This is a genomic window from Mesorhizobium sp. P160187, assembly GCF_057766425.1.
Map to the genome: position 1 here is coordinate 1480573 of NZ_JBYMDX010000004.1, position 22105 is coordinate 1502677.

General features: G+C 59.2%; 24 protein-coding genes and 1 pseudogene. 7 read left to right on the forward strand and 18 right to left on the reverse strand.

From position 1 onward, the window contains the following. Positions 1–38 precede the first annotated feature (38 nt). From AC3CCE_RS24135 to AC3CCE_RS24150, 4 genes are all read right to left on the reverse strand, one after another. Entirely contained in the window at positions 39–545 is a 507-nt protein-coding gene (locus AC3CCE_RS24135; protein WP_023668075.1) for a YciE/YciF ferroxidase family protein, read from the reverse strand. Between the two features lie 332 nt (positions 546–877). Continuing rightward, positions 878–1297, reverse strand: a complete 420-nt coding sequence (locus AC3CCE_RS24140) for an HD domain-containing protein (RefSeq protein ID WP_352512495.1) — start codon at positions 1295–1297, stop codon at positions 878–880. A 40-nt stretch (positions 1298–1337) separates the two neighbouring features. Beyond that, a complete protein-coding gene (locus AC3CCE_RS24145; protein WP_023691393.1) occupies positions 1338–1748 on the reverse strand; it encodes a DUF427 domain-containing protein in 411 nt (136 codons plus the stop codon). 633 nt (positions 1749–2381) lie between these two features. Beyond that, positions 2382–2702, reverse strand: a complete 321-nt coding sequence (locus AC3CCE_RS24150) for a hypothetical protein (RefSeq protein ID WP_023807304.1) — start codon at positions 2700–2702, stop codon at positions 2382–2384. A 202-nt stretch (positions 2703–2904) separates the two neighbouring features. Between AC3CCE_RS24150 and AC3CCE_RS24155 the strand changes: the two genes are divergently transcribed. Beyond that, the gene (locus AC3CCE_RS24155; protein WP_023681170.1) at positions 2905–3480 is read left to right on the forward strand and encodes a GNAT family N-acetyltransferase; all 576 of its coding nucleotides are present in this window, start codon (positions 2905–2907) and stop codon (positions 3478–3480) included. A gap of 79 nt (positions 3481–3559) precedes the next feature. Here AC3CCE_RS24155 and AC3CCE_RS24160 read toward each other — a convergent pair whose 3' ends face one another. From AC3CCE_RS24160 to AC3CCE_RS24175, 4 genes are read right to left on the reverse strand one after another with little or no spacing between them, the layout of a single operon-like run. Further along, on the reverse strand, positions 3560–3892 hold the full coding sequence (locus tag AC3CCE_RS24160; protein WP_023681169.1) for a hypothetical protein: 333 nt from the start codon (positions 3890–3892) through the stop codon (positions 3560–3562). Between the two features lie 2 nt (positions 3893–3894). After that, a complete protein-coding gene (locus AC3CCE_RS24165) occupies positions 3895–4257 on the reverse strand; it encodes a hypothetical protein (RefSeq protein WP_245265502.1) in 363 nt (120 codons plus the stop codon). Next, entirely contained in the window at positions 4254–5474 is a 1221-nt protein-coding gene (locus AC3CCE_RS24170) for an NRAMP family divalent metal transporter (RefSeq protein ID WP_023668066.1), read from the reverse strand. Before AC3CCE_RS24170 ends, AC3CCE_RS24165 begins: the two co-directional genes overlap by 4 nt. Continuing rightward, positions 5471–5932: a hypothetical protein gene (locus AC3CCE_RS24175; protein WP_352512493.1), complete on the reverse strand. Its 462-nt coding sequence runs from the start codon at positions 5930–5932 to the stop codon at positions 5471–5473. The genes AC3CCE_RS24170 and AC3CCE_RS24175 overlap by 4 nt, the downstream gene beginning before the upstream one ends. Before the next feature lie 525 nt (positions 5933–6457). Here AC3CCE_RS24175 and AC3CCE_RS24180 point away from each other — a divergent pair. The 3 genes and pseudogenes from AC3CCE_RS24180 to AC3CCE_RS24190 all read left to right on the forward strand — a co-directional run bounded on the left by AC3CCE_RS24180 (position 6458) and on the right by AC3CCE_RS24190 (position 8598). Next, on the forward strand, positions 6458–7255 hold the full coding sequence (locus AC3CCE_RS24180; protein ID WP_023696321.1) for an SDR family NAD(P)-dependent oxidoreductase: 798 nt from the start codon (positions 6458–6460) through the stop codon (positions 7253–7255). 604 nt (positions 7256–7859) lie between these two features. Beyond that, positions 7860–8262, forward strand: a pseudogene (locus AC3CCE_RS24185) (SDR family NAD(P)-dependent oxidoreductase); the annotation flags it as partial. 90 nt (positions 8263–8352) lie between these two features. Beyond that, the gene (locus AC3CCE_RS24190; RefSeq protein WP_023687844.1) at positions 8353–8598 is read left to right on the forward strand and encodes a hypothetical protein; all 246 of its coding nucleotides are present in this window, start codon (positions 8353–8355) and stop codon (positions 8596–8598) included. 179 nt (positions 8599–8777) lie between these two features. On the opposite strand, the gene AC3CCE_RS24195 is transcribed toward AC3CCE_RS24190, so the two are convergent. Both AC3CCE_RS24195 and AC3CCE_RS24200 read right to left on the reverse strand, forming a co-directional pair. Beyond that, positions 8778–9194 (reverse strand): response regulator, encoded by a 417-nt coding sequence (locus tag AC3CCE_RS24195; RefSeq protein WP_352512491.1) that lies wholly within the window; start codon positions 9192–9194, stop codon positions 8778–8780. Further along, complete coding sequence (locus AC3CCE_RS24200) at positions 9191–12304, reverse strand: CheR family methyltransferase (RefSeq protein WP_352626362.1); 3114 nt, start codon at positions 12302–12304, stop codon at positions 9191–9193. The genes AC3CCE_RS24195 and AC3CCE_RS24200 overlap by 4 nt, the downstream gene beginning before the upstream one ends. 146 nt (positions 12305–12450) lie before the next feature. Between AC3CCE_RS24200 and AC3CCE_RS24205 the strand changes: the two genes are divergently transcribed. Both AC3CCE_RS24205 and AC3CCE_RS24210 read left to right on the forward strand, forming a co-directional pair. Then, positions 12451–13017 carry a response regulator gene (locus AC3CCE_RS24205; protein ID WP_023668059.1) on the forward strand — a complete coding sequence of 189 codons (567 nt, stop codon included), beginning with the start codon at positions 12451–12453 and terminating at the stop codon, positions 13015–13017. Positions 13018–13133: 116 nt separating this feature from the next. Beyond that, the gene (locus AC3CCE_RS24210; RefSeq protein ID WP_023681160.1) at positions 13134–13310 is read left to right on the forward strand and encodes a hypothetical protein; all 177 of its coding nucleotides are present in this window, start codon (positions 13134–13136) and stop codon (positions 13308–13310) included. A 223-nt stretch (positions 13311–13533) separates the two neighbouring features. On the opposite strand, the gene AC3CCE_RS24215 is transcribed toward AC3CCE_RS24210, so the two are convergent. The 4 genes from AC3CCE_RS24215 to AC3CCE_RS24230 form a co-directional block, all read right to left on the reverse strand. Further along, positions 13534–13797 carry a hypothetical protein gene (locus AC3CCE_RS24215; protein ID WP_023681159.1) on the reverse strand — a complete coding sequence of 88 codons (264 nt, stop codon included), beginning with the start codon at positions 13795–13797 and terminating at the stop codon, positions 13534–13536. Positions 13798–14139: 342 nt separating this feature from the next. After that, entirely contained in the window at positions 14140–14304 is a 165-nt protein-coding gene (locus AC3CCE_RS24220) for a hypothetical protein (protein WP_352626355.1), read from the reverse strand. A 245-nt stretch (positions 14305–14549) separates the two neighbouring features. Beyond that, on the reverse strand, positions 14550–16043 hold the full coding sequence (locus AC3CCE_RS24225) for an alpha,alpha-trehalose-phosphate synthase (UDP-forming) (protein ID WP_023833975.1): 1494 nt from the start codon (positions 16041–16043) through the stop codon (positions 14550–14552). A 295-nt stretch (positions 16044–16338) separates the two neighbouring features. Then, positions 16339–16566, reverse strand: coding sequence for a hypothetical protein (locus AC3CCE_RS24230; protein WP_352626356.1), 228 nt, complete (start codon positions 16564–16566; stop codon positions 16339–16341). 193 nt (positions 16567–16759) lie between these two features. Between AC3CCE_RS24230 and AC3CCE_RS24235 the strand changes: the two genes are divergently transcribed. After that, positions 16760–17230: a GFA family protein gene (locus tag AC3CCE_RS24235; RefSeq protein ID WP_352626357.1), complete on the forward strand. Its 471-nt coding sequence runs from the start codon at positions 16760–16762 to the stop codon at positions 17228–17230. Between the two features lie 55 nt (positions 17231–17285). Here AC3CCE_RS24235 and ligD read toward each other — a convergent pair whose 3' ends face one another. The 4 genes from ligD to AC3CCE_RS24255 form a co-directional block, all read right to left on the reverse strand. Continuing rightward, entirely contained in the window at positions 17286–19928 is a 2643-nt protein-coding gene (ligD, locus tag AC3CCE_RS24240) for a DNA ligase D (RefSeq protein ID WP_352626358.1), read from the reverse strand. A gap of 373 nt (positions 19929–20301) precedes the next feature. Further along, complete coding sequence (locus tag AC3CCE_RS24245; RefSeq protein WP_488377209.1) at positions 20302–21498, reverse strand: IS256 family transposase; 1197 nt, start codon at positions 21496–21498, stop codon at positions 20302–20304. Positions 21499–21583: 85 nt separating this feature from the next. Beyond that, positions 21584–21736: a hypothetical protein gene (locus AC3CCE_RS24250; protein ID WP_352626612.1), complete on the reverse strand. Its 153-nt coding sequence runs from the start codon at positions 21734–21736 to the stop codon at positions 21584–21586. After that, complete coding sequence (locus AC3CCE_RS24255) at positions 21733–21957, reverse strand: hypothetical protein (RefSeq protein WP_155921617.1); 225 nt, start codon at positions 21955–21957, stop codon at positions 21733–21735. Before AC3CCE_RS24255 ends, AC3CCE_RS24250 begins: the two co-directional genes overlap by 4 nt. Between the last annotated feature and the right edge of the window lie 148 nt (positions 21958–22105).

Consider the following 22105-nt stretch of genomic DNA (forward strand, 5'->3'; position numbering starts at 1 on the left):
TGAGATTTCAACCAAATCTCATCATGACCTAGGACGGTCTACTCGGCAGCCTGCATGTTGATCTTGCTTTCCGCCATTTCGGTGAGCTTGCGATCGGTCGCCTGCTCTTCCTTCAGGTTCTTGGCCAATACGTTGGCGCAGTCACTGCGGCCAAGCTGCTTGGCCCAGGCGATGAGCGTGCCATATCTGGTCATCTCATAATGTTCGACCGCCTGCGCCGAGGCTATCAGTGCCGCGTCTAGGACCTCCTTGTCGTCAACGTCGCCGCTCACATCGTCGGCTTCCTCCAGAATGCCGTCTATCGCCGGGCAGTTGACCTCCTTGGCCTTGACGCCATGCAATTCGAACACCTGTTCGACGCGCTCGATATGGCCTTTGGTCTGCTCGAGGTGTTTTTCGAATCCGGCCTTCAATTGCGGATCGGTTGCCTTGCCGATCATCTTCGGCAGCGCTTTCTCGATCTGCTTTTCGGCGTAATAGATGTCGCGCAGCGTGTGCACGAAGAGATCGTCGAGTGTCTTGATGTCCTTCGAAAAGAAGCCCATGGCCTTACCTTTCATTGTGCAGAAGTTCGGGTTCGGCGGCGGCTTGCCCGCCACCCGCGGAGGCCGGGAACTCGTCCCGGCTTGCTGGTCAACGCACCGGTGCTGGAGGAGTTCCTGATTCCGAGCCGGGCCGTTACTTCTTTTCGAGACGCTGCGATCCATCTCCAAAGGAGCTTTGACCCAATCACACGTTCCATGGTCCAGACGACGACCCCAAGGCGCACGCCGGCGCGGAAAAACTGACGGCCAGGAGAGCGGAAACGTGCTCTGCGCCGCAAGCTCTCGCAGGCGATGGCTGCCTCGACAAATGCAATGCCAGCGTCGGGCGCGCACTATTTTCGGGAGAACTCTTGGTCAAGTATGCGAAGGCCCTCTTCATATTTGGCCGCCGACGCTCGGACCTGCCTCGACTGCCAGATGTTGTCCTCCAGATCGGCGCGTTTTACGGGGAGCGCCACTGGGTTCGACGCAGCCCGCCGGACAAAGGCGAAATACTCCTCATCCGGCCTGCGCGACATGGCATCGACCGCCGCGGCAATTGTCGGTCCGAAGCCTGCTTCTTCGAGCTTGGCGCGGGTCCAGCCTTCGCCTTTCTCCAGAACGTCATGAAGGTAGGCAACAGTCTTCTGATCGATTGTCTCGACGGCGTCGACGACACGGCGGCAATGCTCGATGTAGGGCCGCCCGGTCTTATCGCGCTGCGACTCGTGAACCTCCTCCGCAATCTTTGCCGCCTGGTAGAAAATGCTCATCGCGCCTGTCGTTACCGTGATTGTCTCTGCCTGATGAAACCTATTCGACGATATGTGGCGTGTGTCGCTTGTCCTCGGCAGGGTCGACATCGATACGGGCCTTTTCCGGATCGAAAGCGCCGTGACCTGCAATAGCCAGAGCAGCCGCATCGGGCGTTTCGTAGGCCCACATGAAATCGTCGGAAGAACTGCCGACGGCGTGGACACGCCAGTAGCTTGCGGTGCCTTTAAGCGGGCACCAGGTGGTGGTGTCGGTCTTTTCGAAAAGATCGAAATAGATGTCCTCGAAGGGGATATAGAAAACGGGCTCGTGCCCGTCTTCACGCAGGACCTTCGCCCGCTCCGTAGCTGCGACGATGGCGTCGGAAAACCGCACCGTCACCGTGCCGGAAAACGGTTCTATGGCCAATCGGCCAAGGTTTTGCTGTGAAGTTGCGCCTGAAGTTTGCATCTGAATTTCTCCCTGGCGATTACCGCAAGATCGGTCATGCCTGGAGACGAAATGCGCGGCGGCGCTTCAGGTTCCGGCATGTCCGATGAACCTGAATGGCGGGCCAGACTTAAAGCGCCTCCCGCTTGCCGTATCCAGCAGTTCTCGTTGGTAAGGCGCGGTGAAATGCTCGTCCAACCCATTCGAAGACTTTAGAAGGACGACACGGTCGTCGCTTCCGTGGAGCGTCAGGGCTGGCGCCGAAATGATCTTCGCCGCTACTTGCCGGCGGGCGAGTTCGTGGCTGGAGATGCTCCAGCTGTTTGGCCGTCGTCAGCTGCCGCCTCATGTACGGGCTCCGGGGCGGCCTCAGTTGCTGCCAAGTGGGCCGCAAGGTCCCTATAGACCTTGTCCCTGCCGCCATCGTGTTTAGCGATCAGGCCAAGTAAGTCATGACGGCTTAGCTTTGCAATCTTCATTAGGAATTCAAATTCGTGCTTCGGAATCGAGGCTGCTAAGCGATCGAGTTTGGCCCGCCGGGTCTCTTTGGACACATGTGCTCCTATGTATCCAGCCATGCGAGGCACGTACTCGAAGGCCCGCCATTGTCTTGATGGCGGGCCTTCGGGCGGCCGAAGCCGCTAGGTCCATCGGCTACTTGTTGCAATTTTGCACGGTCGAGGTCGTTGCGCCACTTGCAGTGTTGTTATCGATGTCATTGCCTGCGGCGTCCTTGCAACGGTCGGTCATGCCGTTCGATTTTGTAGTCGAGTTTGTGGAATTCGGATCGGTTGGCACGGCCGCATTCCCGCTGCCAGTGCCATTGCCAGCGGCGCCGCCGCTGCCAACAGTTCCAGTACCAGTTCCATTACCCGTGCCAGCCGTGCCGCCAGCACCCGTTCCATTTGTCTGCGCCAAGGCGGAACCGGCCAAGGCAATAGTTATCACCGACGCGGCTAGAATTTTCTTCAACATTGGAGTCTCCGTGTTTGAATCGCCGAATTGCGATCGCTTTCCCAACGACAGGTTTTTCTCATTGTTCCCGGCGTAATGGATTGTGATCCGCAGCAGCCTTCGTCGAGGTGGACACTCTTGACGGCGCACGAATTGTGATAAGACCTGACAAGGGCAGGATGGGCTTTGTTCAACACCAAAGCGATATGTTCGGCGCGGCTGCATGCATCCGACGCGGATCGCGATGCGGAATGTGGGCAAGACGGGTTACAACAGAAGCGGCGATCAGAGCTGCGAGCGAACCGGCCGCCTTGATGTTAATCTGACGGTTGAATCTCAAGACCATTCCGACGCAGGAGCAGAACGCATGCCGGCTCGATCCGAAGGATTTACAATCGCTCTGGCTCACAACGGGGATGCACGAACGCAGGCGGCCGCTGCGCTCTATCGACACAACATCGAACAAACCGGAATCGATGACCGGGCAGTGATCGGCGCGGAGCTTACCGACCCCTCCGGAAAGATCTGGGGTGGAATTTGGGGCAGAACGGAACTGGGGCTCCTGTTTCTCGACATGTTCTTCTTGCCTGAAAAATTGCGTGGCCGATCCTATGGATCACAGCTTCTTATGGCGATCGAGGAGGAAGCCGTTAGGCGTGGATGCAAGAGAGCCGTCGTCGAGACGAGCAGTTTCCAGGCGCCTCAATTTTACCGGCATCATGGGTTTGAGGAATTCGGCAAGGTCGAATTCGTTATTCCAGGACACGCCCGCATCTTCCTTCGCAAGAACCTGCAGTAATCTTTGCGGAGGCGCCATCTGCACGAACGGCTGTTCGCCGGCAAAACGCCGGCGCCTTAGCCCTCCCAGCCGTAGCCATCTACTCCCGAAGGTCCTTTTGCCCTTTCCATCCAGGAAGCTCGGTCATCGGGCATAGTAGCCGCGGTCGCGCCGGATCGGAGATATCGAGTTTATCCCAGGGAATGCGGTACAGGCCGTCGCGGCGGCGCAGCCGAAACAGGTCGAGCATCGCGATGCCGATGGTGGAGGCCGACAGACGCTCGAACGCGGCGTAGATGCCAACGTGGAATTCAGTAACGACGAGCTCGTCGCCACGCTGTTCGGCGAGAATCTCTTCGATGTGACCGATGCTCTTTCCGCGCTGCGAGAGCACGCGTCGCCCGGCAAGATGTTCGAGGTTGACTGTCCTCATCATCACGCTCCTGGGATGCGCCCGATGACATGATCGCGCAACCAGTCCTGCCAGGCGAAAATCGACGTCTCGCCCACCTCGATGTCACATTCGATGTCGAGCCCGTTGTCCTGCACCTTTTTCCACGCAATCCTGTGTGGCTCGGCGTGGCGTTTGCCACCCACCCTCGTCGCCAGTTGCGCCATCCATTCCCCGGGCCGCGCGCCAAGGCGGCGCGCCAAAGTGATGGAGCCGAGTTCTATCGCGACAATCCCTGGTGGTTTGCCCCGCCGCAACTCGGCCACCACTCCGTCGACCTTGCCGATCTTGACCCGCCGGCGGTCGAACACCTGCTTGTCCAGGAGATCACGCATCAATTCCATCATGTGCCTCCGAATATCTGCAGCGGAATCGTCACCACGGCGAGCACGAAGGCAAGCGCGATAATGAAGACAACGGCGGCATTCGAAATGATGCCGTTGCGATGTTCGCCGACATAGCGTTCGTCATTCAGCAGGAAGAGAAATGGAACTACCGTCAGCGGAAGGCTCGCCGCCGTTACCGCCATGGAAAAGATGGTCAGCCTCAGTGGGTCGAGGCCAAGCATGATCGGAATGGCGGCCAAAAACAATGATGCCGTATAGACGGCACTGAAGCCCGGATCATCGCGCGGCTTGCGATCCTCGCCCCAGGTCCAGCCAAAGCCCTGCGCCACCAGATATGCCTGTTGCAACCCGACTTCGAGTGCGGCGCCGAAACAGGCAATGGCGAGCGAGGCAACGAATAGAACGAACCCCCAGAAGCCGAATATAGGGATCAGCATCAACGGCAGTTGGTGATAGTCGTCCACCTGGTCGATGCCGCGCGTCGCGAGAACGAGAGCAGCGACGATCAACACGCCGATCGAAATGGTCCCACCGAAGGTCATGCCCAGCCCGGCGATGGCACGATTGGCCCCAAGGTGGCTTTCATCCCATTTGTCCTCGATAGCTCCCGAGGAATAGAACATGAAAAGATAAGGCGATATCGACGCGCCGAGAATGCTGGCCGCCATGAACCAGTAATTGATGGCATCGTGAGCCGGCAGCGAAGGCACGGCGCTGCCAGCGACCGCTGTCCAGTCGGGCTTTAACATCACCGCACCAACCACGAAGCACAGCGTCACGAGGCCGAGGACCGAAACGCCTTTCTCGATAAAGCCAAACGTGCCTTTCCACAGCAGCAACCATGCCAGCAACGCCACCGGCAGTGCCCACCACTGGAAGCCTATGCCGGTGGCAAGTTCGAGTGCGATGGCCACACCGCCGATCTCAGCGGACAGCACCATGAAATTGACGAGAAGGACGACGAGCAACGGCCATAGAAAGACGTTGAACCCAAATCTTTCACGAATGCCCTCTGAGATCGTGTGATGGCTCATCGCGGCGAACCGACCGGCCATTTCAACCAAAAAGATGATGCATATGGTGCCGAGAACTATGGCCCAGATTAGCTGGAATCCGAAGGCGGCACCCGCCTGCGCCGCCGTAGCCATCGACCCGACTTCGAGGAAACCTCCGACACTGGTGACGACGCCAAGCGATATTTCCAGAAGTTTCTTCACCGCTTTGGTCCGAAAGCGCTGGTGTAAGCGGCGGCGAGCGAGCGCATGCCCGCCCGAAGATCCTGTTGTGCGCTTTCCACCTCAGTGCGATTGTTCACCCGCAATCCCGCCTCGGCATGCGCCACCGCCACCGACAAACTGTTGACTGCTGCCGTCAGTCCTGCTCGCCCGGCTGGTTCAGCGGTCTCGGCCGATCGAATTTGCGCCTCGACATCGGCCAGCGTTTTTCCGACCGAGTGCAGTGCGGCCGTGGCATAGGCGGACGGTGCCGCTCCCTCCACCCAGGCATCCAGCACCATCGATACGGTCTGTGCCGCGGAGGCCGCTGTTCGTGATTGCTGCGCCACCTGATTGGAAGACGAGCATCCGGCCAACCCGGCTAGAATCAGAAGCAAGCACAGGCAGCCAACCGGAAAATGACGGTCGTTATGGGGTACAGCGCGCGTTGGATGCGCCACGCGGATTTCCTCCCCGGCCCGAACCAACTGCGTCCGGCATCAATGATCTAGAGCGCTAGGAGAGCTCGTCAAACGAAACCGACGACGAGCCTGTGAGGTCGGCTAGTCCCACGTAACAAAACGCTCCATCCCGGACAGCCGTGAAAGAGGGCGGGCCCGCGCTTCTCTTTGGCGCGGAGAAGCGCGGGCAGATCGGGCTGAGGGGATGACCCGATCGCGCAGCATCAACATGGGAGGGCAACAACGCTGCACGGTTCGAACTTCCAGCCGGGCCACTTGTTCCAACTTCAACTGATTAGGCTCATCGCCGTTCTGAGTACTCAATCCAGGCGTTGGTGGGCCTTTTGAAGGTAGGCCATGGCGAGTTCTCATGGCGTAGAACGGTTTTTGTCGCAACGGCCCATCCATGAACGCGCGCAACGACCGCGATGACGACCGTCGCCTGACCGTGATGACAGCGCACGATCAATCCAGCCCAAACGCCGCGGAACAATTGTGCCCGCTCGTGGTTCCGATGGCACGAAGATGGAGGATATGATGACGGACGCCAAACTCGCTGTGGTGACCGGCGCCTCGAGTGGCATCGGAAGGGAACTCGCAAAGCTGTGCGCTAAAGACGGTTACGACCTGATCATCGCCGCCGACGAGCCGGCTATCCGGCAGGCGGCAGAGGCACTTGAGACCCACAATGTAACGGTCGAAGCCATTGAGGCCGATCTGGCGACCGTCGAGGGCGCCGATCGGTTGATCTCCCAGATCGGCGATCGCGATATCGACCTGTTGTTTCTCAATGCGGGACGCGGGCTCGGCAACGGCTTCGTCGACCAGGACTGGCGAAAAGTCCGCCGGATCATCGACACCAATGTCACCGGAACGGTCTATCTGGCGCATGAACTCGGCGCCAAGATGGCCCGGCGAGGCCGCGGGCGCATCCTGTTCACCGGATCGATCGCCGGCTTCATGCCCGGCACATTCCAGGCCGTCTACAACGGCACGAAGGCGTTCATCGATTCCTTCTCGATCGCGCTCCGCCATGAGCTGAAAGATAGCGGCGTGACGGTCACCGTGCTGATGCCTGGCCCCACGCAGACGCGATTCTTCGAGCGCGCTGAAATGATGGATACAAAGGTCGGCTCCGATGAAAAGGACAATCCGGCCGATGTCGCCAAAACGGGTTACGAGGCGATGATGGCCGGTGATGAACAGGTCGTCAGCGGTTGGAAAAACAAGCTGCAGGTTGCCGCCGCGCATGTCACGCCGGCAGGCACCTTGGCCGAACAGCACCGTAGGATGGCCGAGCCGGGGTCGGCGTCCAGCGACTGAGCTGATATTTCGCGTCATCAAACGGGCTGGCATTCGCAGAGACCGCATGTGCTGCGCGAGGCAATCTATCGCTGCCGCAAGGCGGCACCATCTCGGTTCCCGGCGTCTGTGTTGGCCTGGTCGATCACATCCCGTCTGGCGGCGATCAATAAGGGACCGGCTTTCCGGATGGGCCAGACGCATACGCAACGCTACCTGGAACCTTTATTGGCGACGGTCCAGAACGGCGAAATCGATTCCTCCTTTCTGACTACCCACCGGCCGATCTGGAAACAGGGCCGGATCTCTACAAGACGTTCCGCGACAAGCAGGAGGTTGTGTCAAAAGTGGTGATGCGGCCTCACGGCCGAGACGGGCAAGGCGACCGACACTCACTGCAATCACAAGGGAACATTCGCGTCGACGGCCGGTTAGGTGCCACTTCCGTAACGGTCACCTGCCGTCAAAGCGAGCCCATGATGAACCACGACCAGCATGACAATGTACCAGACGCAGCGCGTAGACTTGTCGTCGGAAGCATGGCGGGAGGAATTCTCGTCGCTTATGCTTCCACGGCTCAGCCGATACGGGAACAGTGCCTGCTAAAGCAGGCCCTGCGAGCCCGATGCTCAAACAGAATCCGGTGACGCAATATCCCCAGCCGCCGTTCAAGCCACAGGAACAGAAGTGGCCGGGTTTGGCCACCAAGATGGTGCCGCGCCCGGATCACGGCGAAACAACCTACAAGGGATCAGGCAAGCTTGCCGGTCGCAAAGCGCTGATAACCGGCGGCGATTCCGGAATTGGTCGTGCGGCGGCGATTGCATTCGCGCGCGAGCGTGCGGACGTCGCTTTCGGCTACCTCCCCGAAGAACAGGAAGACGCCGACGAACTGGTGGACCTAATAAAAGCGGCAGGTCAAAAGGCTTGCCGGCGATATCCGCAATTAGGCCTTTTGCAGAAAGCTGGTCGATGAAGCAGCAACGCCCCTCGGCGGTCTCGACATCCTGGTCAGCAACGCTGCCCGCCTCACTCGAGTCAACGGTCCTCAAAAAGGGCCGCCAGGCCCACCGCTCCTTAGGCGTGGTGGGCTTTCAGACTGTCCACAGGAGGAACCAATGGCTGGCGATGAAATAGAAAGAAGGCGACTGCAGATGTTGATCGAACAATATCTGGAGACCCGTAAGCGACGGCACGATTTCGTGTCGATCGCGAATGCCGAACTCGCGATCAAGGCGGTCATGCCGCATTGCCCGGTGTCAAGCGCAGCGTTGGCAGAGATGATAGCCGCTGGCGCCGTCACTTACGGCCTTGGCGTCCTATTCGACGCGAGGCAAACCGAGGGCGAACTGCCCGTTGTTTGATAGGCTCATCGCCTGACCAATCGTCGCGCCGTGGCGAAGTTTCGCCCAGCGCTGGAGTACGCCAGACCGGGAGCATGCCAATCGTGCCGGCCGGATCGCAGGCACTTGCCGGCGACGCCGTCTCGGGCCTGGACCCGAATGTCGTCGCATATCTGATGAAAACCAGTGTCTTTGTGCAGTTACCGGGCTTCTCGTTGGGTTGGCACCGTTCCGCTGTCCTGGTGTCTTGCCAAAGACGTCGGTTGAACACCGAGCATATTTCGCACGGCCTCGACCAGCGCAGCAGCCCACACGGGTTTTGACAGCATTTTGTGATGACGCAAATCTTGCGGGATGTCGGATGCCGTGTACCCACTGACGAAAACAAACGGAATTCCGCGGTGCGCTAGAAGAGGGACAAGGGCAGCGCTGGTCTCGCCGCCGAGACCAATGTCCAGGACCGCGGCAGATATGACTTCACCCTCGATCAGCTTTTTCGCGCGAGCAACGGACGGCACTGGCCCGGCGATGGCGAAGCCGGCCTCTTCCAGAATTGCGCGGTGCTCCTCCGCGACCAGCCATTCATCTTCGACGATAAGGATACGAGATGCAGTCACGTTTCGCTCTCCCGATGATCAAACGGAAACTCAATCCGCAAGCTCAAACCATCGGAACCGAAAGATGTTTCAAAATTTCCGCCAAGCCGATACTCAATTTCGCCTTTCACCAGCGAAAGACCAAATCCCGTCTTCTCAGGCGGACTGACAGCGGGACCGCCGCTTTCTAACCATTCGAGCTGAAAACCGTGATCCGACGCCGACCAAGTCACGGACACCACGCCGTTTGGCACGGACAAGGCGCCATATTTTCCAGCATTCGTGGCAAGTTCATGGATCACCATGCCAAGCGACAGGCCCTGCTGAGGCTTGAGCCGAATGTCCTCGCCTGTGGTGTTGATGCGTTCCAGCCCGAACGGCTCGACTTCCTGCCGCACGATTTCCTCTACCGAGACCTCTTTCCAGCTTTCGCGCGAGAGCACTCCGTAGGCCCGCGCCATGGCGCGCAGGCGACCGATGAGCGCTTCGGCGAAAGCCTCCGAAGAGGGAGCATTTTTCAGGGTCTGACTGGCAATGCTGACCGTAACGGCCAGCATGTTCTTGACCCGATGATTGAGTTCCGAGATCAATACCCGCTGGTGGGCTTCGGCTTCAGCCATGGTCGTCACATCGACAAAGGTCACCACCACGCCCTGGATTTTCCGCGCGCTGTCGCGGTAGGGGATCAGCCGCACGAGATAGTGGATGCCGTTGCTATCGCGCGGCAGCTGGTGCTCGATCATCTCGCCGGCCCTGAAAACCTGGGCAATATGGTCGCGCAGGTGCGGATAATCGAGCCGGCTGGCAAGATCGGTCAGCGGTCTTCCGATGTCGGTCGGCAGCAAGTTGAAGAACGAAGACGCCGCCGGCGTGAAGCTGCGGATAACCAGCTTGGTATCGAGAAAAACAGTCGCGATCTGTGTGCTCTCGAACAGGTTCTTCAGATCGCTGTTGGCACGATCGAGATCCTCGATCTTGGAAACCAGTTCGGCATTGATGGTGTTCAATTCCTCATTGAGGGACTGCATTTCTTCCTTGGAGGCCTCGAGCTCCTCATTGGAGGACTGGGCCTCTTCGTTGACCGAGACGAGTTCCTCATTGGAAGATTTCAACTCCTCCAACGCGGTCTCATATTCTTCGATCGTCGATTGCAGGCGCTCGCGCGTATCGCGGAGCTCGCGTTCGAAATCAGCAATCCCAGATGCCACCGGCTGTCGAACCTTTAGAGCCTCCAGCCGCGGCTGCGGCTGGCCCACCGGCTCGAACAGGACGAGAAACAGCGGCTCGCCGCTGCCGCGATCAGTCAAGGGCTCGATCGTCAATGTGACGAATTGGACACGATCTTCATCTTCTTCAATGGCTACCGCTTCGCGCACAACCGTGCGCCGGCCCTCGGCGGCTTCCCGCAAAGCGCCGCGCAATTCCAGACGCAGGCCGCTGCGTGCCATTGTGAGCAATTGTCTGCTCGGCACCCCTTGCGGCGGCTCGAGATATTTGCCGGTTCGGACCGAGTAATAGACGACATCTCCATCACCATTGACGACGACGTGAGCCGGAGCGAAGCGTTCGAGAACCTGCGCTTCAACGGTTTGCCTTAGGGAATAAGACAAGCCGCGGCGGGCATGTGTGTCATTGGCGCTGGAAAAGTTGGTTGCAGGCGCAGCATTCAACAAGATCGGCAGCCGCGGCGGCGCCGAATGTTCTCGTGCCTTGAAGATCCGTTGTTTCTTGTCGACCGGTGCAAACAGGTCGGCATGCTGGCTTATGCTTTCGGAGGTGCCAAGGAACAGATAGCCACCGGGCTTCAGCGAATAGTGGAAGGTCGGAATAACCTGCTTTTGCACATCGGGGCCGAAATAGATCAGGAGGTTCCGGCACGACACCATGTCCATGCGCGAGAAGGGTGGATCGCGGATGACGCTGTGCGCCGAGAAGATGCAGAGATCACGTACGCTCTTGCTCAAGATGAAACTTGTGCCGTCATTGCTGAAGAAGCGTTCGCGACGTCCAGGCGAAACGCCCGCAAGCAATGACTCCGGATAGCGCGCCGAACGTGCGATGCCCAGCGCCGCGTCATCGATGTCCGTGGCGAAAATCTGGATGCGCGGCACAGCCGAAAGTGTATCCATATGCTCGCGCATCAGCATTCCGATCGAGAAGACTTCCTCGCCGGTTGCGCAGCCGGGCACCCAGACGCGGATCGTATCGTTGGCGTCCTTGCCTTCGAAAAGTTTGGGGATGACGGTTTCTTCCAGGGTCTTGAAAGCGTCCGTGTCGCGGAAGAAATTTGTCACGTTGATCAGCAGGTCGCGAAACAGCGACCGCACTTCCTCCGCATTTGAACGAAGCAACTCTATATAGGCATCGATCGCGGTGTTCTGTGTTATTTGCATGCGTCGCCTGACGCGACGCAAGAACGTCTTGGCCTTGTAGCCCGAGAAATCATGTCCCGAATGGCTGCGCAGGATCGCGTAGATTTCCTCCTGGCCCTTGCGGAGTTTCAAAGCACTGGCCTTGCCATCGTCAGCTTCAAGCTCGTCGAGCAGTTCAAAGCTGTGGGCAAATTCCATGAGTTTCGCACCCATCTCATCGGCTGGGATGGCGATATCGATCAGACCGGAACTGATCGCGCTGCGCGGCATGTCGGGATTGCTCGGACCCGACTCGTCGGAGAGTTGCGCCAGCGTCAGGCCGCCATGCTCCTTGATTGCCTTGATGCCCAACGTACCGTCGGAATCGCCGCCCGACAGGACGACGCCGACGGCGTATTCGCCCTGATCCTCGGCCAGCGCGCTGAAAAAGATATCGATGGGCTTGCGCTCCCTGGACACCGAATTCGGTTGGCGCAGCTTTAGGCTGGAATTTTCGATGGTAAGGATCGCGTTGTGCGGCATCACGTAGACGGTGTCAGGATGGATATCCATTGCATCTTCAGCGACACGAACCGGAATTCCGGTGTAAAGCGCAATCACTTCGTGCAGCAGACTTTCCCGTTCCGGGCTGAGATGCGTGACGATCACGAACGCCATCCCGCTCGAAGACGGCATCCCGCGAAAAAATCCCTCCATGGCGGCAATGCCGCCCGCAGAGGCGCCAATACCGACTATGGGGAACCTCGGCAGCTTTTGCATCAATTGTCCTGCTTCAGTGAAATGCAACGCGGCAGCGCTGATTTCGATCCAATGTGTAAACCGTTCCTGGTCGAATTCCCATCCCGCACCGCCGATAGCCACGGAACCGATGGACGCGATCGCCGTTTAAAGCCCGGAGGGCTGCTATGTTATTAGGCATGCGAATTCTGCTCGTCGAGGACGAATTCTTGCTGGCAAGCGAACTTGCCTCCTATTTCAGCGATTGTGGGGCGACCGTTTTGGGGCCGGTGTCGTCAGTCAGCCGGGCTCGACGATATATCGATTCAGCGGATGGGGCGGTGCTGGACATCGACCTCAACGGTGAGACTGTTTTTCCCCTCGCCGATGAGCTGACGGACAGAGGCATCCCGTTCGTATTCTTCTCCGGAAACGATCAGATCACCCTGCCGGAGCGGTTCCGGTACACCCAAAACCTCTCCAAGCCGGCCGGGTTCAGGACGGTTGCCGGGATCCTCGCCGCGCAATCAACAGCGCTTGGCGAAGACAACGTTTTCCGCGCTCTTCCAAAACTGAGGCTGTCCGCGCGGCTGCTGCTGGGCGACCCACAGGCGGCCGATCGCCTCGTCGAACGGACATTGAAGGCGGCGCTGGAGGAGCGGTTGTCGACGCGGCATGACCTTCCCTTGAGCGAATGGCTCAATACGCTCATGGAGGAGGTGCTCCGCAACGACAGGTCTGGAATCATGAATTAAGATTGTCCGATGGTTTGCCGCAGGCCGTCTGTCGACCGCCCCCGCCACGGTACCCCTCCCCCAAGAGCGCTTCGCTTCGTCTTGCAAATACGGCCGCATTCCTGCTAGAAATCGTCGTGGCCAAACCTCCGCAAACCAAACCTGACTCATTCCGCGATCCTGTTGAGGGCGACGCACTCGCAGCGTTGCTCGACGAAATCGCGGAAGAGGAAACACCTGAACGGCTGTTGAAACTCGCCCTTGAGCTGCAGCAGCAACTGCTGTTGTCAAAGCAGCTGAAAAATCCCAACTGAACGGCCTGCAGCTAGGCATCTTGATTTGCCTCGAGTTCCACGATGGCGTCATCGCCTCGTTCGCCAGACCATGCTGCTGCGGTAATCTGTCTGCGCTCGATGTGGGCGAAACCCAGTCTCAATAGCTCAGCGGTTCATGCGCCCAGAAGGCCCTGATCCCATCATGACGCCGATGAGACGATCAGGAAGATCAGGGCCAACTTGGGTCGCAGCCCAAGGTCGATCACTGCTGCCCTGGCATCTCGGTATTTTCTTGCGGGTTCTTTTTAACGCCGGGCGCGGGTGATGTCTCGGCGGGGGCATTGCCGCCTTGGTTCTGTTCCGGGGTGCGCTTTACTGGCGATGTCTGCCACGATCCGCCTGAAAGGGGTATGAACACAAAGAAGGCTAGCAGGGCGACGAAGATCACAGCCGCAATGACGACGCCCCACCCGAGTACATTTCGGGTGCCACGCTGTTCTTCCTTCCGGGACACATGCTCCGTCATCACTGGACTCCTTTGTGTCATTCGATGAGGGTACAAATTTTATCGTGCAGGATCGACCGCACGGTCTGCTCTTCCCCGACGCGTGCCGCCGGCACAGCCGAAGAAGCTGAAGCTAATCTTCTCCAGCTTTTCGGCTGCCTGGTTTGGCGGCCCGCTTTGGCGCTTTCGGCACTGCCGGTTGCCGCTCGGGTGCAGGCGGATTGATCGCCTCGTGCGCCAAACGGGCTTTGCGCAATCGCGCCGTTTTCTCTTCCCGCGCTTTACGCTCGGCCTCCATTACGCCTTGTGCGTAGAGGGTGGCTCGTGCGTCTCTGTCGTTTGCGGATCCACTGGCCGCCATAGTCAGCCCTCCGCCTTGTAGTTTCTTGCTTCCTTCTTGGCGCCGTCTTTGCCGTGCTCGGCTGCAAGCTCTTTGGCCTGCCCGGGTGACACGTCGGTGGCTTCGGCCAACTTGATTGCCTCTTGTTCAGAGAGATCACTGTCCTTTCCCCCGGGGTTCCTTGTCATGGCAGATCTCCTATCAGAGCCCAAACGACCGGACCGGCGGTGTGTTCCGTGGAACCTTCGATAGTCCACCGATTGAGGCGGGCTATCGCGCTTCCGGCAACGAGCGAAAAGTTTCTGATGCGGGCTGACAAGGTACATGATCAGCTTCAAGGCCTTTCGAACTGCTAGGCAAGCCGGGTTATGGCCGGGCTATGACCGTGTGGGACGCGTGACACACGGACGGATTCAGGCATCGATGCCAGGCGCTAGTTCTCACCCGCGAGCGTGGCGAGAAATGACCGCCGCCATTCTGCTGCGTCATTGCGCGTGATGCGCTTGAGCAGTGCACTATGCCTTGCGATTCTTTCCTCAAGCGGCATCGCGAGCGCTTTTGCGATCGCATCGGCAACCTCGTCGACCGCATACGGGTTCACGATCAAGGATTCGGCAAGTTCTTCGGCCGCACCTGCAAAACGCGACAACACCAGCACTCCGGGATCGGCTTCGTCCTGCGCGGCTATGTATTCCTTGGCGACGAGGTTCATTCCGTCACGCAGGGGCGTGACCAATCCGACCTGGCTAGCGCGCAACAGGCCAGCAAGCCGAGAGCGTGATACGGCACGGTGGATGTAGCGGATCGGGGTCCAAGCCAAATCCGCGTATCTTCCGTTGACCGCGCCGGCGGTTGCCTCAAGCTGGGCCCGGATGTCGGCATAGGCGCTGACCTCCTCGCGCGTCGGCGACGCAATCTGCAAATAGGTTGCCGCCCGCTCTTGTTCCGGATGCCTTTCCAAAAGACGCGCGAAAGCCTGCATGCGGCCGGGGAGACCCTTGGAGTAGTCCAGCCGATCGACGCCGATGATTTGCTTGAGGCCCAGAATCTGGCGGCGCATGGAATCGATCTGCACATCCTCCGCCGCCTCATTGGCCATGCGTGCGATTGAATCGACGTCGATGCCTATCGGAAAACACCTCGATAACACCGTGCGGCCGTTCATCTCAGCCGAACCATTGATATCAAAAGTAGTGGAGTTGGCCGCCTGCACTGAGCGCCGGAAATTCCCCACGTCCGTTTCGGTCTGGAATCCCACGACGTCATATTGAAGCAGATCATCGATGAGTTCTTCATGGTCGGGCGTGGCTACAAACAAGTCAGGCGGCGGGAACGGTATGTGAAGAAAGAAACCGATCCGATTCCGGACTCCCAGCCGCCGCAACTGGGCGGCCAAGGGGATAAGGTGGTAGTCGTGAACCCACACCAGGTCGTCGTTGCCCGACAGCAGTCCTGCGAGCGCCTTCGCGAACCGCGCATTGATCTGCCGGTAGGCGTGTAGAAACTCTGCCCGGTGGTTCACCAGGTCGAGTCGGTAATGAAAAAGCGGCCACAGCGTGCTGTTGGCATAGCCATTGTAATAGAGCGAATACTCCTCATACGGCAGGGTAAGCGCAGCGGTCTCGATCTTTCCCACGCGTTCCAAGCGGATCAGCGGTTCGTCGCTCGCGGCGTAGTCCTGATACTCGGCGCTTGCTCCCAGCCACAGGCCTCCACGCTCGGCCAACGCATCCCCGATGCCTACAGCCAGTCCGCCGGCTTGCGACGGATCGCGAATGTTTCCCAGTCTATTCGAGACGACAACCAGACGACGCGGGATGGCGCGATCGCCAGTTAGCTCAGCCTCCCCACCTAAGGCGTCGCGCTCAAGAGGATCACCAACCGTTTGCGAGGCCTCGTTGAAAATTTCATCCGGTCGCTGCAACAAGAGCAAATCCTGAGCGTGAAGATCGCTTGGGGAACGGTCCGCGCGTGCGATTGTTCCCGACGTAAGTGTCCAGCCGGATTCGCTGGATCGCATTCTCGGCCCGCTCGGGCGAATTTTTCAGCGGCTCTCGCAGGATCGTCGTCGGACACACCGGTGATGAGACCCCGATCCAGCACGCCGAGCAGCCGTGGCTTTGGCGAGGGCCGGACTTACCGCTTTGGTATTCATGCTGCCGGATCCCCTGCCCTGTCATATCAACTCCCCACCTTGGCAGAAGCCCCAACGGACCAAACCGTCAGTCCACCTCGATTACCTTGCGCGTCGGCTTTCGTTGGCGGGGCGGCGGCTTTACCGCTGCGGACGACGCGGGCGGGGTCCGCGCTATCGATGCCTCCAACAACTGTCGCTGTTCTCTAAGCCGCGCCGTCTTGGCTTCCCTGGCATGCCGCTCCGCTTCCAACAGCAACTTGGATTCTCGATCCGCCCTCTCGATCTTTTCCCTGTCGATGCGTCGTGTTTTCAAGGTCGCCTCCTTTGGTCAGACGGCGAACAAAAGTGCGGACCTGAAAAAATGTTCCCAACAAACTAAGGCCTGATCTGCCTCAAATGATATTGACGAGCAGCCCGCCGGTTGCGCGCATCTGCGGCTCTGTGATGTCCAAAGGAACTGCTTGCTGGCCGCGGCGTTACGCCACCACGCTGGCGGGAAGATTACCATGGACGACAAACCACGAACGACGATCAGAAAACCCGCCCGGATTGATCGAGGGCATTGCTTTTGCGGAGCCATCACAGCTGAATTCAGTGGCGATCCCTTTTGGATCTGTTTCGACCACGACGATGACTGCCGACGAGCGATCGGCAGCCCACTGACGATCTGGATTGGCTATCGTCCAGATCAGGTCGATTGGCTCGGCCCAAAACCAAAAACATTCTCGAAAACCAGGGGCGTCGTGCGCTCCTTCTGTTCGGAATGTGGCACCTCGATTGGGTACACCGATGAAGGCTTGCCAAACGAGTTCTACATCTCGATCGGATTCATGGACGCGCCCGAGAAGTTCCATCCCCAAGCCCAGGCCTATTGGGAAATGCGACTGCCGTTTATCAGGATGGATGACGGTTTGCCTCGCGTCGAGGGCTACACCCGGGCGCGCGACCTTACCCTGGGCAATCCCAGAGACCGGTGAGGCAGGAGGTTGGACTTTGGGCCGCGTACCTGCAAGCCAGCGCGAACCGACGTCGTCATGCGGCGAGCTTTGCTGAACCAATCCGTTTGATGGCACTGCTGATCGACCGTTCGCCATCGTCGTAGTCAGCCCAGGCGACGGTCTTTTTCAGGTGGCCCGGGACGGTGCGAACGGTGTATTTTTTCGGATCGAGATCCGCCTTCACCTGACTCCAGGTCAGCGGCATGGATACAGTCGCGCCTTCCCTGGCGCGAGGGGAGAGAGGAGCGACGGCTGTCGCCATGCGATCATTCCTGAGATAGTCGAGAAAAATCCGGGATGTCCGCAGCTTCTTGGCCATGTTGACGAGGTAGAGATCCGGGCTGTCTGCCGCCATCTGGATGCAGACGGCCTTTGCGAAGGCCTTGGCCTCGGCCCATGTCGTCTTGCTGCGTTGGGCCGCCAATGGCGTCACGACATGCAAGCCTTTGCCGCCCGTGGTTTTGCAGAAGCTCACCAAGCCCAGATCTTCGAGACGATCGCGCATTTCCTTGGCTGCCGCGACCACCTTCGCAAAAGGGACTTCCGGACCAGGGTCAAGGTCGAAGACAAGTCGGCCAGGTATTTCGGGATGACCCTGCTGGCAATTCCAGGGGTGAAGCTCAAGGCCGCCTATCTGGGCGATCGCGGCCAGACCCTCGACGCGGTCGATTTGCAGATACGGTTTGTGATCGCCGAAGACTTTTACCAGTTCAAGCAGATTGGATGTGCCTGGCATTGCGTGGCGCTGGAAAAACTGCTCGCCGGCGTAGCCATCCGGCGCGCGCACGAGTGAACAGGGACGACCTTTGATATGTCTGATCATCCATGGGCCAACGGTCTCAAAATATTCTGCAAGATCGAGCTTGTCGACGGGCTGACCGTCGCCGGCATTCGGCCAAAGCGGCTTGTCCGGCTTGGAAATGATGACGCCCATGACAACCGGGCTTTTTCCTGTCTTGCCAGTCACCTTGGCAGGGTCGGCAATCGGCGTCTCTTGAGGATCAGCTGGACGCTCGGCCTCGACGTCTTTTGCGGGCTTGTCTTCACGCAGGCCTTTGAAGGCGGCCTGCCGGATATTGCCACCCCCGGTCCAGCCGGCGAACTCGATTTCCGCGATCAATTCCGGCTTCGTCCAGAAGACGGTTGAATTCCTTTTCGGTGCGCCATCGCCGGTAAACGGCGACGTCGCGGCTTTCATCTCCTGCAGCCTGGGCATCAGCTGCTTGACCTTTGCCTCGCTGAATCCGGTCCCCACACGGCCGATATAGGCGAAATGTTCACCGCGATTGACGCCGACGAGCAATGACCGGAATTTGCCGTTGGTCGTCGACCAGCCGCCGATCACCACCTCATGCCCGGCGCGGCATTTCGATTTTGCCCAGGTGTCGGTCCTCCCCGAAACATAGGTTGCATCGGCCTTTTTGGAGACAATCCCCTCAAGCGACAGGCGACAGGCAGAACGCAGCACCGCGTCGCCGCCATTGCTGAAGTGCTCGACATAGCGGATGAGATTTTGCTCGCCGCGATCGACTTCGCCGAGCATCTCGCTCAGACGTTCCTTCCGTTGTGAGAGAGGCATCTTTCGCAGATCGACGCCATTTGCGAAGAGCAGGTCAAAAGCAAAGTAGATCAGGTCCTTCGTCCGGCGCTCCGACAGCGCTGCCTGCAGTGCGGCAAAATCGGGCGCCCCGTTCTCGCCAAGCGCTACGATCTCGCCGTCGATGATGACGTTGGGGAGGCTGGCGGCCTCCTTTGCGATGGCGCCAAATTTCTCCGTCCAGTCAAGACCCTTGCGGGTCTTAAGGGCGATGTCCTTGTCTTCCACGCGCAACTGGACGCGATAGCCGTCAAACTTGATTTCGTGAACCCAGTTCGTCCCGGCCGGCGGCCGGGAAAGCGTTGCGCAAAGCTGTGGTGGGATGAAGTCGGGCATCTTCGCCGCTGAGGCACCAGCGGCTCGCTTCGGCCGCGGAGCAGGCTTTGCCGACCTGGCGGCGCGCTTGTCGGCATGGCCGCGCTTGCTGTCCCAAACGGCATCCGCATCGGCCAACGATGAACCTTTCATCATGAACGGCTTCGGACCTGCCCCCTTCCCCGCTGCAATCCTCTCCATGCTCCGACCCGAGGCGACGGATCGATCCTGAGCCAGCACCGCATCGCCATTGCCCTCTGTCGCGTATTTGTCGCGGTGTTTTATCAGCAGCCAGTTGGTCCGCTTCCCGCCATTGCGGTCATGCTTCATGCGCACGAGGACGAAGCTTCCATGCAGGCGCTTGCCCTGCAGCGTGAATTTCAGGTCGCCTTTTTCCAACGCCTTTTCGGGAGACATGGCGCCTTCCGGTTCCCAATATCCGCGATCCCACAACTGCACCGTGCCGCCACCATATTGTCCTTTGGGAATCGTGCCTTCGAAGTCGCCGTACTCCAGCGGGTGATCCTCAACCTCCACGGCAAGTCGTTTGTCGTGAGGATCCAGTGATGGACCTTTGGTCACAGCCCATGATTTGAAGACCCCGCCAAGCTCGAGGCGAAGATCATAGTGCAGCCGCGTGGCCGCGTGTTTTTGGATGACGAACCGGAGTCGGTTCGAACCCGCAATCGAGCTTTCGCCGCTGGGCTCTTTCGTCTTCGCGAAATCCCTTTTGGCCCGGTAGGTTGAAAGCTCGCCCGTTTTCATGGAAGTGCCCCGACTAATGACGCATCGCCGGACTCAACGCAGTGGGTGAGATTTGGTTCGGTTCATGGCCGAGACGGCGCCGATGCTGCTTTTCCGCTTCAGAGTGGCATCGCCGTCAAATGTAGGCCTTCACGGAGATTACACGTCATGTCGTCACCGCTGACGTTAAGGTTCCTTGGTTTGCCCAACCATTTTTGCAAGCTCTGAAAATGGTGGGATGTCCAGTTCGCCTTGCGCGTTGTTTGCGATCTGCAGAAGCCGGATCGGGAAGCAGATCGCGTCACGGTTGGCCGGTGACATGTCTTCGTAGGTCCGCTCGTCACTTGTGGTTGTGTGCGTCAAGTTCTGCAAAATGGGGCAGCCATGATGCTGGTCATGCGGCTTGGCGCAGAGCGAGCTTCTTGTGCTCGCGCAGGTCGTCCATGTTGATGTATCGGTTGGCCTCCATCCAGTTTTCATTGGTCTCGACGGCCAAGGCCCTGACCAGGCGCAGGCAGCTTTCGGTATTGGGGAAGATGTGCACGACATAGGTGCGCTGGCGGATTTCCTCGTTGAGCCGCTCCAGCATGTTGGTGGATTTGAGATGCTTGTGGTGCTGTCTCGGCAGCCTGAAGAAGGTCAGGGTTTGTTCGATGGCATCCTCGGCCCAGCCTGTCAGGCGCGGATAGCGTGCCGACCATTTGGCAAGCCATGCGGCAAGATCAGCCCTGGCCTCTGCGAGATCGCGCCGGTCGTAGAGCCAGCGCAATTCCTGCAGGCAGTCGTCGCCGTGCTTCCTCGGCAGATGATCGAGCGCGTTCCTGAGGAAGTGCACGTAGCAGCGTTGCCAGGCGGCTTCGGGGATCACCTCGCCGATCGCTGCCACCAGGCCGGCGTGATCGTCGGACACAACCAACTCGACGCCCTTGAGGCCGCGCGCCTTGAGGCCGACGAGGAAGTCCCTCCAGGCCGAGCGGCTCTCGCGATTGGCCATCTCCACGGCCAGGATCTGACGCCTTCCGTCCCAGTCGATACCGACCGCGATCAGCACCGCCTGGCTCATGACAACACCGGCTTCACGCACCTTCTCGTAGCGCGCATCGAGGATGAGGTAAGGAAACGGCTCTTGAAGGGGGCGCCTGGCAAAGGCAGCGAGGCTCTCGTCCAGCCGCTTGTTGATGGCCGAGATCGACGAGGCCGAGAAGGCATGGCCGCACAGTTCTTCCGTGATCGCCTTCACCTTGCGGGTCGACACGCCCTGCACATACATCTCCGCCAGTGTCGCCACCAAGGCCCGCTCGGAACGCTGGTAGCGCTCGAACAGCTCGGTGGAGAAGTGACCCGCCCGGTCCTGTGGAACCCGCAGCTCGAGCTTGCCGACCCGCGTCACAAGGGTACGGCCGTAATAGCCCGAGCGATAGCCAAGCCGTTCGGGCGTGCGCTCGCTCTTCGAGGCACCCAGCGCCTCGTCCATCTCGGCCTCAAGCACCTCCTGCATCACCGCACGGAGCACTTCGTGCAATCCATCCGGGTTCGAAAGCAAAATGTCTTTGACGGCAGCGCTGGCGGTCTTAACTTCAGTCTTGGTCATGGTGGCGTTCCTTCGCGGGAATCAGGTGACGTGAACAATCACCAGCCTGCCATGACCGCCCCCTCTCAGCGAATTTGCAGAACTCTCAGCACACTACCTCACTTGTCATGGACGCCTCTGCCTTTCGCAGGGCGGTATCGATCTCGTCAATTGACAGCAGACCTTTGTGAACGAGCAGATTGTTGATTGACGCGACCGCCATCATCAACCCTTCAAGCTGAAGATTGGCAACGTTCATGGCTTAACCGTGTTTCCGCCGCCCGGCCTCGCCGGGGCGTTCTGGCCATCGGATTGGTGCGTCTTGTCATCCACTTCGTTGACTGGCCGCGTCAGACCGACCCCACTCTTGGGTTTCTTGTTGCCGGCCGCATCCTGAGAGAACGCATCCGAAGGATCAGGACCTGTTCTAGCCGGGTACTTCGTTGCGCCGGTCTCGCGACGGTTTTCATTATCAGGCATTTTTGATCACTCCAATCGGATGACCGATAACCATTACGAGCCCGGCGAGTTCCGGCGCCGCATGGAACATTTCTGGGCGTGGGCAGAGCCAAGCGGGCGTGTCTCGGCAGTCACGCCTCGCGCACTGGCGGCAGGTCTCGCTTTCGTT

Bases quoted from the DNA above. Each gene is read 5' to 3' on its own strand.
- ligD (WP_352626358.1), bottom strand. From the start codon at position 19,928: ATGAAAACGGGCGAGCTTTCAACCTACCGGGCCAAAAGGGATTTCGCG.
- AC3CCE_RS24215 (WP_023681159.1), bottom strand. From the start codon at position 13,797: ATGACGGAGCATGTGTCCCGGAAGGAAGAACAGCGTGGCACCCGAAAT.
- AC3CCE_RS24155 (WP_023681170.1), top strand. From the start codon at position 2,905: ATGCATCCGACGCGGATCGCGATGCGGAATGTGGGCAAGACGGGTTAC.
- AC3CCE_RS24255 (WP_155921617.1), bottom strand. From the start codon at position 21,957: ATGCCTGATAATGAAAACCGTCGCGAGACCGGCGCAACGAAGTACCCG.
- AC3CCE_RS24245 (WP_488377209.1), bottom strand. From the start codon at position 21,498: ATGACCAAGACTGAAGTTAAGACCGCCAGCGCTGCCGTCAAAGACATT.
- AC3CCE_RS24165 (WP_245265502.1), bottom strand. From the start codon at position 4,257: ATGATGGAATTGATGCGTGATCTCCTGGACAAGCAGGTGTTCGACCGC.
- AC3CCE_RS24235 (WP_352626357.1), top strand. From the start codon at position 16,760: ATGGACGACAAACCACGAACGACGATCAGAAAACCCGCCCGGATTGAT.
- AC3CCE_RS24180 (WP_023696321.1), top strand. From the start codon at position 6,458: ATGGAGGATATGATGACGGACGCCAAACTCGCTGTGGTGACCGGCGCC.
- AC3CCE_RS24205 (WP_023668059.1), top strand. From the start codon at position 12,451: ATGTTATTAGGCATGCGAATTCTGCTCGTCGAGGACGAATTCTTGCTG.
- AC3CCE_RS24160 (WP_023681169.1), bottom strand. From the start codon at position 3,892: ATGAGGACAGTCAACCTCGAACATCTTGCCGGGCGACGCGTGCTCTCG.
- AC3CCE_RS24220 (WP_352626355.1), bottom strand. From the start codon at position 14,304: ATGACAAGGAACCCCGGGGGAAAGGACAGTGATCTCTCTGAACAAGAG.
- AC3CCE_RS24140 (WP_352512495.1), bottom strand. From the start codon at position 1,297: ATGAGCATTTTCTACCAGGCGGCAAAGATTGCGGAGGAGGTTCACGAG.
- AC3CCE_RS24135 (WP_023668075.1), bottom strand. From the start codon at position 545: ATGGGCTTCTTTTCGAAGGACATCAAGACACTCGACGATCTCTTCGTG.
- AC3CCE_RS24145 (WP_023691393.1), bottom strand. From the start codon at position 1,748: ATGCAAACTTCAGGCGCAACTTCACAGCAAAACCTTGGCCGATTGGCC.
- AC3CCE_RS24190 (WP_023687844.1), top strand. From the start codon at position 8,353: ATGGCTGGCGATGAAATAGAAAGAAGGCGACTGCAGATGTTGATCGAA.
- AC3CCE_RS24200 (WP_352626362.1), bottom strand. From the start codon at position 12,304: ATGCAAAAGCTGCCGAGGTTCCCCATAGTCGGTATTGGCGCCTCTGCG.
- AC3CCE_RS24250 (WP_352626612.1), bottom strand. From the start codon at position 21,736: ATGAACGTTGCCAATCTTCAGCTTGAAGGGTTGATGATGGCGGTCGCG.
- AC3CCE_RS24150 (WP_023807304.1), bottom strand. From the start codon at position 2,702: ATGTTGAAGAAAATTCTAGCCGCGTCGGTGATAACTATTGCCTTGGCC.